The sequence below is a fragment of the Blautia sp. RTP21359st1_E11_RTP21359_211015 genome (assembly GCF_040910705.1).
GTDB lineage: Bacteria > Bacillota > Clostridia > Lachnospirales > Lachnospiraceae > Blautia_A > Blautia_A fusiformis.
The window spans coordinates 1-12,758 of sequence record NZ_JBDGAB010000011.1 but is presented as its reverse complement, the minus strand read 5'-3'; the positions used below and the strand labels follow the sequence as shown (position 1 = coordinate 12,758).

Here is a 12,758-nt window from a genome sequence, read left to right as displayed (position 1 = left end):
AGATCAGTCCTTTCTTGCTGTCACAGATACCCACTCGCCCTGATGAGTCACCTCAACAAGCGTCAGTCCGGCGTCTTTTACAGCCTTCACTACGACATCCTCCTTTACATCCAAGATGCCTGATGTAATGTAGTAAGCGCCTTTTTTCATCTGTGCAACGATCACCGGAGTCAGCGGTACCAGAACATCTGCCAGGATATTTGCAGTTACGATATCATATTTCTCATATCCGACCTGATTCTGAACTTCTTTGTCATCGATGATGTTTCCGATCATCATGTCAAAGGATTTCTCCTCGATCTGGTTGGCCTCCTTGTTCTCAGACACTGCCGGAACTGCACAGGGATCAAGATCTGTACCAACCACATGACCTGCACCAAGCTTCAGTGCAACGATTCCCAGGATTCCACTTCCGGTTCCCACATCAAGGATCTCCATTCCCGGCTTCACAAATTTCTTCAGCTGACGGATCACAAGCTGTGTGGTCTCATGCATTCCTGTACCAAAGGCAGTTCCCGGATCAATGTGGAGGATCATCTTGTCCTTATCTTCTGCCTTCACTTCTTCCCAGGACGGTACGATCAGAATGTCGTCTACATAGAACTGATGGAAGTACTGTTTCCAGTTATTGATCCAGTCCTTGTCCTCTGTCTGGGATTCTGTGATGGTTGCCTCTCCGATATCCACAAAGCTTCTCATATCCTCCAGTGCAGCCTTCACATCTTTCAGGATTGCCTCGGTATCCGCATCCTCTTCCAGATAGAAGTTCAGATATGCGATGCCGTCATCTGCTGGTCCCTCCGGCATGATATCCACAAACATCTGTGCTTTGTCCTCATCGGTCAGCGGCTGTTTGTCCTGGATCTCCACACCTTCAATCCCCACCTCGGCAAGTGTACAGATCACAATATCCTCTGCCTCTGTTTTTGTCTTAAGTGTAAAACGGTTCCATTTCATCTTTTATATCTCCTTATGCTGTATACACATTTACGGATTTTCATTCCAGTCTGTCGCCTGTTTTCTATTGTCCCGAAAACGGGCACTTCTTTTAATATACACGAATACAGAAAAAAAAGAAAGAGGCATTTTGTGCCTCTTTCCTGTTTTCACTTTATTTATTCCTCAAACATTTCCTTAACTTTCTCACGGAAACCTTTTTTCTTCTTTTCGGTTTTTTCGGAAGTCTCGGATGTGCTGTCCTCGGACGGACGGTTTCCACATGCCGCATCAAAAGCTTCCAGAGCTTTCTTTGCTTCCTCATTGAGATTTGTCGGAGTCTGGACTACCAGTGTTACATAGTGGTCACCACGAACGTTCTTGTTGCGTAATGACGGAACACCTTTACCCTTCAGGCGGATTCTTGTATCCGTCTGTGTTCCCGGTTTCACCTCATAGGAAACCTCACCGTCAACGGTATTAATACGCATCTCACCGCCAAGTGCAGCCTGTGCAAATGTGATCGGAGCTGTTGAAAAGATATTCATATCCTGTCTCTGGAAGATCGGATGACGGGCTACATTTACCTCAACCAGCAGATCTCCTCTCGGACCGCCGTTGGTTCCCGGCTCACCTTTTTCACGGATACGGATGCACTGGCCATTGTCGATACCGGCCGGTACAGATACCTGGATCTTCTTTCTGGAAGAGGTATATCCGGTTCCACGGCAGGCACTGCATTTGTCCTTGATCACCTTACCGGTTCCGTTACAGTCCGGACAGGTCTGAACATTACGTACCATACCAAACATGGACTGCTGGGTGTAAACGATCTGGCCCTGGCCTTTACATTTCGGACAGGTGATCGGTGATGTTCCCGGTTTCGCTCCGGTTCCGTGACATGTGGTACACTCATCTTTGAGAACGATCTCCAGCTCTTTCTCGCATCCGAAAACCGCTTCCTCAAAAGTAATGTTCACACGTGCACGAAGGTTGGCACCCTTCATCGGTCCATTGTTGGCCCGTCTGGTTCTGCCTCCGCCGCCGAACAGGTCTCCGAAGATATCTCCGAAGATGTCTCCCATATCCGCACCGTTGAAGTCGAATCCACCAAAGCCGCCGGCACCGCCTCCGCCGCCGTTTTCGAATGCTGCATGACCAAACTGATCATACTGTCTTCTCTTGTCGGCATCACTTAAAACGGAGTAAGCCTCTGTCGCCTCTTTGAACTTCGCCTCAGCCTCTTTATCACCCGGATTTACATCCGGGTGATATTTCTTGGCCAGCTTACGATATGCTTTTTTTAATGTTGCGTCGTCGGCGTTTTTATCCACACCTAAGACTTCATAATAATCTCTTTTATCAGCCATTGTAATTATTTCCTACTTGTCTTAGACTTCCTTGTAATCAGCATCTACAACATCATCGCCGTATCCTGCTTCATTTCCGCCCTGAGCACCAGCGTTTCCGCCCATGTTGCCCATATCCGGTCCAGGACCAGCCTGACCCTGAGCTCCCTGAGTCTGCTCATACATCTTGGAGAACAGTTTCTGAGCGCTCTCCATCATCTTCTCCTGTGCAGCCTTGATATCTGCAACCTGAGAATCAGTAAGCTCCTGTGCATTTGCTGTCTGTGCAAGAAGATCCTTCAGTGCATTGAGGTCTGCCTCAACACTTGCTTTATCGTTTGCATCAAGCTTGTCGCCTGCTTCCTTCAGAGCATTCTCAACCTGGAATACCATGGAGTCTGCATTGTTTCTTGTGTCGATCGCCTCTTTACGTTTCTTATCCTGAGCCTCGAACTCAGCTGCTTCTTTGACAGCTTTGTCGATATCGGAATCGGACATATTGGAACCAGCTGTGATTGTGATGTGCTGCTCTTTACCTGTTCCAAGGTCTTTAGCGGATACATTAACGATACCGTTGGCATCGATGTCAAATGTTACCTCGATCTGCGGAACTCCACGACGTGCTGGCGGGATTCCATCCAGACGGAACTGGCCGAGGGATTTGTTGTCTTTCGCGAACTGACGCTCACCCTGTACAACGTTGATATCTACAGCTGTCTGGTTATCTGCTGCTGTGGAGAAGATCTGGCTCTTCTTTGTAGGAATTGTAGTATTTCTCTCGATCAGACGAGTTGCGATACCACCCATTGTCTCGATGGACAGTGACAGTGGAGTAACATCCAGAAGAAGGATATCACCGGCACCTGCATCACCTGCAAGTTTACCACCCTGTACGGAAGCACCAAGTGCAACACACTCATCCGGGTTCAGGTTCTTGCTCGGCTCTTTGCCAGTTAACTGTCTTACCTTATCCTGTACAGCCGGGATACGGGAAGAACCACCAACCAGAAGTACCTGGCCAAGCTCAGAAGCTGTGATACCTGCATCAGACAGTGCACGGCGAACCGGCTCTGCTGTCATCTCTACAAGATCATGTGTCAGCTCATCAAATTTAGCTCTTGTAAGGTTCATATCGAAATGCTTCGGTCCCTCAGCTGTAGCTGTGATGAACGGAAGGTTGATGTTTGTTGTTGTTGCGGAAGAAAGCTCTTTCTTAGCCTTCTCAGCTGCCTCTTTCAGTCTCTGAAGAGCCATCTTATCATTGCTTAAGTCTACGCCCTCTGTTCTCTTGAACTCAGCAAGCATGTAATCTGTGACTTTCTTATCAAAGTCATCTCCACCAAGACGGTTGTTACCAGCTGTGGAAAGAACCTCGATAACACCATCACCAATCTCGATCACAGATACATCAAATGTACCACCGCCAAGGTCGTATACCATGATCTTCTGCTCTTTCTCATTGTCAAGACCATATGCAAGAGCTGCTGCTGTAGGCTCGTTGATGATACGTTTTACATCAAGACCTGCGATCTTACCTGCATCTTTGGTAGCCTGACGCTGAGCATCGTTGAAGTAAGCCGGAACTGTGATAACTGCCTCTGTTACTTTCTCACCAAGATATGCCTCTGCATCCTTTTTCAGTTTCTGAAGGATCATTGCGGAGATCTCCTGTGGAGAATATTTCTTGTCATCGATGGTTACACGGTAATCGGTACCCATCTCTCTTTTGATAGAGGAGATCGTTCTGTCTGCATTTGTAACTGCCTGACGTTTTGCAGGCTCACCTACCAGACGCTCTCCTGTTTTTGTGAATGCTACAACGGATGGTGTTGTTCTTGCGCCTTCTGTATTTGCGATAACTGTCGGCTGTCCACCTTCCATTACGGCTACACAGCTGTTTGTTGTACCTAAGTCAATACCAATAATCTTTCCCATGATTTTTTCCTCCTGTTTTAGTCTGTATCTGTTAAAATAAAGTTTGTTGTCAGTTAGTTCGCAACCTTCACCATACTGTGGCGTACTACGAAATCCTTGTAGGTGTAACCCTTCTGGAATTCTTCCACCACGATGTTCTCTCCAACCTCTTCATCCTCCACATGCATCACTGCATTATGGAAATCCGGGTTGAATTCCTTTCCCACTGCTTCGATCGGCTTCACGCCAAGCTCATCCAGTGTTGTGGTAAGCTGCTTGTAGATCATTTTCATTCCATCTGCAAAAGCATCGCCTTCCTGTGCCTGTGCAAGACCTCTTTCAAAGTTATCCACAACCGGCAGGATCTTTTCAACGATCTCTTTTGCTCCGATGATGTACATACTGGATTTTTCTTTTTCCGTTCTTTTACGGAAATTATCAAATTCAGCCATGGTACGCTTCAGGCGATCGGTAAGTTCCTCCACCTTCTGCTCAGATTTATCTTTTTTCTTCTTTCCGAAGAAGGAAGTTTTTGATTTTTCTTCTTTTTTATCCTCTGAGGCAGCTTCTTCGCCTGGAGTATTGTTTTCTTCCTCCGGCAGATCTTCTCCCTCCGGTGTCAGGTTTTCTTCTTCCTGATCTCCGTCAGTTACGGGGATTTCCTTCTCCGCTTCCTGCTCTTCGGATGTTTTCTTTGTTTCCTCCGACACTTTTTTTCTACCGCCTTTCTAAGTTTTCTTCTTTTTCAAAACGTCATCCAGATGATTCTTCAGTTCCTTCAGACTGTCCACTACATTCTCATAATCCATTCGTTTGGGACCGATGATCCCGATGGTTCCGTACATTCCGTCTCCCAGTTCATATCTGGCAGTTACAATGCTGCAGTCCTTCATGGTCTGGATTGGCATCTCATCACCGATGTAAACCTGAATTCCTGTATTCTCTCCATCTGACATCTGTTCTTTTACAAGATCGGCAAGTTCATGCTTCTCCTCAAATGCGGAGATCAGCTCCGTTGCCTTCTCTTTATCGGCAAGCTCCGGATACTTGAAAATGTTAGTTGCACCTGAAGTATAGATCTCCATATCTTCCTCTTCCACATGAATGGTGGCTGCCACTGCATCCAGAACCGTTGCCACCACACCGCTGTGGCTGCCTGCCTGTTCCTTCAGTCTGGCGATCATCCCAAGGTTGATATCCTGGATCGGGATCCCATTGAGATTGGTGTTAAGAAGAAGATTCAGTTTCAGGATCGTCTGGTCGTCCATTTCCTCATCCAGATTGATGATCTGGTTCCGGACTGTGTTGTTGTCACTGACAACCACTGCCACAAGCTGAAGTTCGCTCATTCTCGACAGCTGGATGAACTTGATCTTGTTGCCGCTGTACTGCGGAACGGAAACCATGGTAGCATAGTTGGTATTGGAAGCAAGAACCTTCGCAACCTTCTTAAGCACCTTATCCATCTTATCTGTCTTCTCAATGATCAGATCTCGCAGCTCTGCGACCTCCGCTTCCTTCTCCTTCATCAACTCATTGACGTAAAGTCTGTAGCCCTTATCTGAAGGAATCCTTCCTGCTGAGGTATGAGGCTGGACGATATAGCCCATATCTGTCAGGTCTGACATTTCATTTCGGATCGTTGCGGAACTGACATTGAGATCCGCATACTTGGAAATGGTCCTGGAACCAACCGGTTCTCCGGTTTCCATATAGGTCTTGATGATTGCTTTTAAGATTTTTTGCTTGCGCTCATTCAACACCTCTTCCATGAATCCATCTCCTTTCCTTTTTATTCTTTCCTGACGGATGTTGATTCTTTTTTTACATCTGTTAGCACTCATTTTAGTGGAGTGCTAACATCTACAGTCTTTAAGATATCACCATGTAAAATATTTGTCAATATGTTTTGAAAAAAAGTTCTTATTTTTTCAAAACAAAAAAAGCATCAGTACGATGCTTTTTTGTAATACTGGTCTATGCAGTTCTGTGCCCCGGCAAAAAATTCCGCTTCTGTTTTCTGTCCCAGCATATATTTCTGAAATTCCGTTCCCATGGACGAAACGGCTTCTATGGAATCGGCACACAGTGGTCTTGCCTTCAGCTTATAATCTTTCAGATATTGCCGGATCATTTCAATGCCATCCAGATCAAAATTCTTATCCTCGATCACATCCAGTCTTGCCGGACACATTTTTGTCAGCTGTCCGTAATTTTTACTGGCCTCATATCCGGACACATACTGAAGGAACTTCAGAGCTGCTTCTTTATGATCAGAATTTTTATTCAGTACATACTGCCAGGTTGCGATATTGGTCACCTTCTCGTCAAATTCCGGAAATGGTGCCATATGGATCTTATCTTTTCCATACACGCCTGCATTCTGAAAAGTACTCAACACACCGGTATACATAAACATACATCCATACTGGCCGTTTATAAATTTTTCATTCAGCTGGTCATGCTGGTCGATCAGATTCTCCTCTGATATCATCCCTGTATCCAGCATTCGCTTCATATATTCTGCCGCTTCTCTTGTTTTCGGATCCGTCCAGTCTGTATAATCTCCTCCGAAAAAATCGACATACTCGCTGATACTATTATATATGTAAGAAATCTCCCATGCATCCCCATATGCATATTTTCCCGTATTCTGAAGCTTTTTCTGAAGGATCTCAAGATCACTGAGACAGGAGAGTCTGTCCAGACCAGCCTGATCCAGCAATTCCTGGTTCACCCAGAATGCCATGATATCCATCCTGAACGGTACCGAAAAAATATGTCCGTCTGACATGCATATTTCTTTCAGGTATTCCTGCAGAAAATTCGCCGCTGTCTCCTCTGTCATAACCGTATCTTCCAACGGAAGAAGAAATCCCTTATGTTTAAATTCGGATATCATCTCATCATTTACTGTGATCAGATCAACAGAATCATCTCCTGATGTCAGAAGAGTTGCTATTTTGGCCTGGCGATTGTCCGCATTGGCCGGACATTTTTCAATATGGATCTTTATTCCAAGATCTTTTTCCGCCTGGCTGATAAAAGAATCAAAGCCTTCTGTGCCTGCATCCACATGAAGGATCGTCAGTTCCTGTCTGTTCTCCGGCACAATATCAGATGCAGCCTCCTTCTTCTGGACTCCACATCCTGTCACTGCCAGAGCCAGGGCAAATACCCCGCAAAATACCTGTTTTTTCAATCTCTACCACCCTTTTTATCTGGGCCATCTATCCTCTTTTGACATCAACGGCTGGAACGGTGCATGAGGAAGTGTCTGATACCAGTACGCTACACTTGCCACATCATCCTGTCGTTCAAACAGGCCACGGTATCCGACGCCTATCTGCTGAATCGTAACGCGAAGATCCTCTTCAAAGCAGATTGGATCCTGTAAATGCCATCTGTAAAAGCCTCTCATTGGCGGGCAGTCATCATTATGATAAAAATTGTGGATCAGCTCGTCATGGGCAGAATAATACGGATATCCCAGATACGGCGTGTTATAATTCTGTTCCACGGTTTTTCCATCCACCTGTTTGGCAAAGCTCCAGGAACCACCAAAGTAATCTTCCGTTCCTGTTCCACAGATGGTCGGATACTCCTCATCTCCGTCAATATAAAACTTCATTTCTCCCTCGCCCCACCAGTAACGTTCCAGTGTGGTAAGTGCCATGTAGGTTCCTATATAATGGCCTTTTCCTTTTACTCCATCCAAAATTGTATAATCTTTTGTTTTTTCTGTCAACCGTTCCCTTCTCCACTGCGCATGGAAATAAGCAATATCGTCCGGAAGCTCATCATAGAGACAGTAATCTACCTGATAAAAGAAAGCCGGGATTTTATTTGCATGCTGGTTTTCCAGTGTGATCTTTGCTTTCTTCTTAAACGGCATCGGGAAATAGCAGTTAAAGCCCCTGTTTGGAACAACAGCCACCGGAACAGAATTTACAAAACATTCCCTTCCGAATCCGCAGCAGAAGAAATCACCCAGAGGACTTTCCACGGAAGGAGTTTCCTCGTCATCCCAGTACATACGGATTACAAGATCTCTCAGTACAAAGCAATCTGCCTCTGTAGTCTTGTTATCAACGGTGATCCAGATATGATTGATCTGTCCCGGTCCTTCCATTTCTGCCAGAGTTACCACAGTTCCCGGCTCAATATCCCTGAGACACGGGCTTCCTTTTCTGGACGGTCCCAGATGACTTGCAGCCATACCGCCTCTGCCTTTTTCTCCATGAGGATTTTCTGCGTTGATCGCACGGCTTTTTCCATGCTTTGCAAGTGCGATCCCTCCCAGTCCGCCTGTAAATGCCTGATACATATCTGTTTTCTCCTCTCTTTTGGAAATTAAAAATATTATATTTACGCTTTTACTCCACCTGCCATGATACCATCCATGATCTGTTTCTCAAAAACAGCTACAAAGATAATGATCGGAAGAAGGATGATCCATCCCATGGCGCTGACCAGATCCCACGGAACTCCATACATGTTGTCACGTAACGGAAGCTGTACGATGGAAACAGAAAGTACCTGAATACCATTTGAATAAAACAACGGTGTGAAAAAGTTATTCAGACAGGTAATAAAGTTGATAATGCAAACCGTAGCGATTGCCGGCTTCATCAGCGGCAGAACGATCGTAAACAGTCTCTGTGAAAAAGATGCGCCGTCAATAGCAGCTGCCTCCTCCAGTGAGATCGGGATCTCACCGACAAAGTTTCTGAGGATCAGAACCGTAAACGGTATAACGGTACTGATATAAAGAAGGATAAGTCCCGGATATGTATCATACAGCTTTACCTTCTGCATAAACTCATACAGCGGGCGGGCTGTGACAACCTCAGGGATCAGCATGGTAGCCAGAACAAACGCAAATGCAACAGAAACTCCCTTTGAGTTAAATCTTGAGAAGCCATAGGCAGCCATTGCACACAGCACGGTACTGATCACAAGTGTAATGCCTACGATCAGAACTGTATTTCCGATCTTTGAAAGCAGTCCTACATTCTGTATCAGAAATTTATAGCTTTCCAGTGTGGGATGATCCGGAAGATAATCGATCGGTGTTTTAAACAGTTCTCCTGACGGTGTGATCGAAGAAATAAAGATCCAGTAAACCGGGAACAGGATCAGAAAAGCCACAACTGCAAACAGAACCCATCTTCCAACGGCTACCACTCCATGATAAACATTATATTTTCCTGTATTCTTCACGATAATTCCCCCTAACTGTCAAACTTATTCATAACACGTATATTCAGCCAGCTGAAGATCGCCATTACAACAAACAGCAGCATAGCCAGCGCCGAAGCATATCCTACGTTTAGATTTGTAAATGCTTCTGTTGTGATTCTGTATGCGATCAGCGCAGTATCCTCTCCAGGGCCTCCAGATGTCATGGAATAAACCAGATCGAAGGTTGTCAGTCTCCAGAGTGTGAACGGAATACATAAAGTCAGGACATTTTTTGCGATCAGCGGAAGTGTGATCCGGAAAAAGCTCTGGATCCCGTTTGCACCGTCTACCTTTGCTGCCTCATAGATATCGCCGGAAATAAACTGAAGTCCGGAAAGTACAAGAATTGCAAAGAACGGAAGGTCCTTCCACAGGTCCATTGCAATTACCGCTGCTCTTGCAGTACCTGTATTGATCAGCCAGCTGTTCTGGTAACCCGGTACAAACCAGCGGATAAAATCATTGATCAGACCATAATCATTGTTAAATGCCCATTTTGCAGCCATACCGGCTACTACTGCAGGCATAGCCCACGGGATCAGCACGATGGTCCTCAGAAAACGGCGGCCTTTGAATTTCATATTCAGGATCAGTGCCAGGATAACTCCGAGGATCACATGAAAGATCATGGAAGCAACCACAAATATTGCCGTAAAGCTGATCGATGTGAGCACTTTAGGATCAGAAAATACCTTCAGGTAATTCTTGAAGCCTATAAATTCATTGATACCTGCAAGGATACTGATATTAAAGAAGCTGTTTTTCACAGTCATCAGAATGGGATATACTGTTGTAAAACCTCGAATCAGTACAACCGGCAGGATCAAAAGCCATGGTATCCACTTCATATTTTTTTTGCTTATTGTCATGGAACTTTCCTCCCTGTTCATCAAGCAATGTAAAGCAGACTTTTACCTCTGCTTTACATTGCTGTTTTTTTATATCTTTTACTTATACATATCTACCACATCCTGAGCCTTCTTGCAGAACTCATCAACTGTAATCTCGTCTTTCATACAGGACTGGAAGATTGTTCCCATATCGCTGATAAATTCCATTGTCTGTGCCACCATCGGACGTCCCTGTACATTGCATTCATTTGCATATCTGCTGTACATTTCTTTTGCCGGGTCAGAATCCGGAACTACCTTCTCTGCAACATCCTTTCTTGCAGGATATCTGTCAAATGCTTTATAGGAAGCTTCCATTCCGCCTTCATCAGCCATATACTGGAGGAATTTCACAGCTGCATCTTTATTCTTGGATGCTTTGTTGAGAACATAGCTCCAGGAATCTGTAAAGATCGCACGCTCTCCCTTGCCGCTGAAATCCGGTACCATTTCCATGTGGATCTTATCTGCGCCAAGCATATCTGCCTTTGCATAATCTGTTCCAAGGCCCCACATGAACCAGCATCCGTATTTTCCGTCATTGATCTTCGGATTCATCTGCTCATATTTATCAGCGATCTGCTCGATGGATGTTTCTTTATCAGCAACCAGATCGTGGAGGAACTGAACTGCTTCCTTGTTTTCCTCTTTGGTCCAGTCAAAATAATCGCCGCCGAACATGTTTACAAACTGTGCAAGCTCGTTAAATGCATAAGTTTTCTCCCAGGAACCGCCGTAGCCGAATCTTCCGTCCTTGGAAACAGCCTTCATATACTTCATGAAATCCTCTTTTGTATCAATGGATTTGATTCCGACCTCATCCATGATCTCCTGATTTACCCAGAATGCAAAATATCCTGTATAGCCTGGAACACCGATAATGTTTCCGTCCTTATCTGTGATCATATTCTTTACATATCCCTGGGCAAACTGATCAGCGATATCATCTGTCATTACTGTATCATTCAGTCCTTCCAGCCATCCGGAATTTTTAAATGCCGCACTCATCTCATCGTTGATCTGAATGACATCCACGGAAGCATCTCCTGTGGAAAGCATTGTGGTGATCTTCTGCTGACGGGTATCTGTATCTGTAGGTGCCGCAATTACATTAATGTTCAGGCCCGTGGCATCTTCCACATTTGCAAGCCAGTCCTCAAAATCCGGGTCTGTGGTGTCGATGCTGTATAAGGTAAGATCATATTTCTCCTCTGCGGAAACAGTAACCACGTTACCTGCCATACCCACAACCATCGCTGCTGCCAAAACTGCACTCATTACTTTTTTCTTCATATCTTTCTTCCTTTCTGGACATTTTCGTGTTTGTCCACACCTGTTTTTGATGGTTTAAGGATACCAGAGAGCCCCCTCATTCTAAATACAATATTTTATGATTTCTTTATATTATTTTTCGTTCTCTTGTATTTTTGTTGTTAATTTTTTATAATCCTTTTATATAATCTATATTTGTAACGGCTTTTTTTCACAGCTGGATTCGGTTTCATTAATTTGTTTTCGACATAAAGGAGAGTATGTACTATGAAATTCCACAAATGTATCCCACCCATTTTTTCCTCATTTCGCTATAAGCTCCTGCTCGCATTTCTGATCGCAACTATGGTACCTCTGATTTCCCTGACCTTCATCAGCTATCACATTTCCTATAACATTGCCAGAGATCGTATCATCGATTCTGCCGTAATGACTGACAAGCAGCTGGTCTCTCAGCTGAACGACCGCCTCGGTCAGGTTGAAAATGTAGCAGATACCATACAGTTTCAAATGTACTCCCTAAATCAGCCTTCCTCTAATAAGGTAGATGCACTGAAAAAATTCACCACTGTAAAAAACAATATTTCGCTGTATAAATCCACATTCGATTTCTTCCATATATATGTTTTTCTGCAGCCCGATCAGCTCGGTTCAAAAGAAAGCCTGTACTTCTTTTCCACAGATGAGCTTTCTGCATATGGTCTGGATAAAAATATTGTTTCCGGTTCAGGCTTTTCCTCTGTCTGGATACCGGTTTCCAATATGCCTCTGCCTAAAATACTGTCCACAAAAAAATCATCTGCCGATGTGATCCTCTGCGTCCGGGCACTGAAAAATCAGGCCACCGGTATTCTGGAATACGCCTACGGCATTGCTCTGGACACCTCAGAGCTTACCACTTATCTGCAGCCTGCTGCTTTGGATTCCCGCATATACAGCTACATTCTCACAGATCACGGAGAGATTGCAGCAAAAAATACATCCTCACTGAATTTATCCGGAATTTCCAAAGCACAGTTTCAGAAACTCAAAGGAAATGCAGATTCTTCTTTTCACAGCGGCGACAAATATTATAACTGCTGCACCTTAAGCAATGGCTGGCTTCATGTTACCGAAATCCCGGAAAGCTATATTCAGGGCAACACGCACATCC

At 44.8% G+C, this 12,758-nt stretch carries 10 protein-coding genes and 1 pseudogene; 1 reads left to right on the top strand and 10 read right to left on the bottom strand.

What is annotated here, in order from left to right; translation table 11 throughout:
• Window positions 1-3: 3 nt before the first annotated feature.
• The 10 genes from prmA to AB5026_RS05655 form a co-directional block, all read right to left on the bottom strand.
• Window positions 4-957: a 50S ribosomal protein L11 methyltransferase gene (gene prmA, locus AB5026_RS05700; RefSeq protein ID WP_368212954.1), complete on the bottom strand. Its 954-nt coding sequence runs from the start codon at window positions 955-957 to the stop codon at window positions 4-6.
• A gap of 158 nt (window positions 958-1,115) precedes the next feature.
• Window positions 1,116-2,306, bottom strand: a complete 1,191-nt coding sequence (gene dnaJ / locus AB5026_RS05695; RefSeq protein WP_110102501.1) for a molecular chaperone DnaJ — start codon at window positions 2,304-2,306, stop codon at window positions 1,116-1,118.
• Window positions 2,307-2,327: 21 nt separating this feature from the next.
• Entirely contained in the window at window positions 2,328-4,220 is a 1,893-nt protein-coding gene (dnaK, locus tag AB5026_RS05690; protein ID WP_110102502.1) for a molecular chaperone DnaK, read from the bottom strand.
• A gap of 53 nt (window positions 4,221-4,273) precedes the next feature.
• A complete protein-coding gene (gene grpE / locus AB5026_RS05685; protein WP_059085388.1) occupies window positions 4,274-4,909 on the bottom strand; it encodes a nucleotide exchange factor GrpE in 636 nt (211 codons plus the stop codon).
• Window positions 4,910-4,927: 18 nt separating this feature from the next.
• The gene (hrcA, locus tag AB5026_RS05680) at window positions 4,928-5,971 is read right to left on the bottom strand and encodes a heat-inducible transcriptional repressor HrcA (RefSeq protein ID WP_015527075.1); all 1,044 of its coding nucleotides are present in this window, start codon (window positions 5,969-5,971) and stop codon (window positions 4,928-4,930) included.
• 176 nt (window positions 5,972-6,147) lie between these two features.
• Window positions 6,148-7,401, bottom strand: a complete 1,254-nt coding sequence (locus tag AB5026_RS05675; RefSeq protein ID WP_237971358.1) for an ABC transporter substrate-binding protein — start codon at window positions 7,399-7,401, stop codon at window positions 6,148-6,150.
• Window positions 7,402-7,416: 15 nt separating this feature from the next.
• Window positions 7,417-8,526 carry a glycoside hydrolase family 172 protein gene (locus AB5026_RS05670; protein ID WP_021652327.1) on the bottom strand — a complete coding sequence of 370 codons (1,110 nt, stop codon included), beginning with the start codon at window positions 8,524-8,526 and terminating at the stop codon, window positions 7,417-7,419.
• 41 nt (window positions 8,527-8,567) lie between these two features.
• Window positions 8,568-9,422 carry a carbohydrate ABC transporter permease gene (locus tag AB5026_RS05665; protein ID WP_021652326.1) on the bottom strand — a complete coding sequence of 285 codons (855 nt, stop codon included), beginning with the start codon at window positions 9,420-9,422 and terminating at the stop codon, window positions 8,568-8,570.
• Window positions 9,423-9,433: 11 nt separating this feature from the next.
• The gene (locus AB5026_RS05660; protein WP_044961978.1) at window positions 9,434-10,312 is read right to left on the bottom strand and encodes a carbohydrate ABC transporter permease; all 879 of its coding nucleotides are present in this window, start codon (window positions 10,310-10,312) and stop codon (window positions 9,434-9,436) included.
• 78 nt (window positions 10,313-10,390) lie between these two features.
• Entirely contained in the window at window positions 10,391-11,587 is a 1,197-nt protein-coding gene (locus AB5026_RS05655) for an extracellular solute-binding protein (RefSeq protein WP_227945654.1), read from the bottom strand.
• Window positions 11,588-11,872: 285 nt separating this feature from the next.
• On the opposite strand from AB5026_RS05655, the pseudogene AB5026_RS05650 reads away from it, so the two are divergent.
• A pseudogene (locus AB5026_RS05650) lies at window positions 11,873-12,758 on the top strand (sensor histidine kinase); the annotation flags it as partial.

Coding starts and splice junctions, on each gene's coding strand:
- prmA (WP_368212954.1), bottom strand. CDS start 957: ATGAAATGGAACCGTTTTACACTTAAGACAAAAACAGAGGCAGAGGAT.
- dnaJ (WP_110102501.1), bottom strand. CDS start 2,306: ATGGCTGATAAAAGAGATTATTATGAAGTCTTAGGTGTGGATAAAAAC.
- dnaK (WP_110102502.1), bottom strand. CDS start 4,220: ATGGGAAAGATTATTGGTATTGACTTAGGTACAACAAACAGCTGTGTA.
- hrcA (WP_015527075.1), bottom strand. CDS start 5,971: ATGGAAGAGGTGTTGAATGAGCGCAAGCAAAAAATCTTAAAAGCAATC.
- AB5026_RS05670 (WP_021652327.1), bottom strand. CDS start 8,526: ATGTATCAGGCATTTACAGGCGGACTGGGAGGGATCGCACTTGCAAAG.
- AB5026_RS05660 (WP_044961978.1), bottom strand. CDS start 10,312: ATGACAATAAGCAAAAAAAATATGAAGTGGATACCATGGCTTTTGATC.
- AB5026_RS05655 (WP_227945654.1), bottom strand. CDS start 11,587: ATGGTTGTGGGTATGGCAGGTAACGTGGTTACTGTTTCCGCAGAGGAG.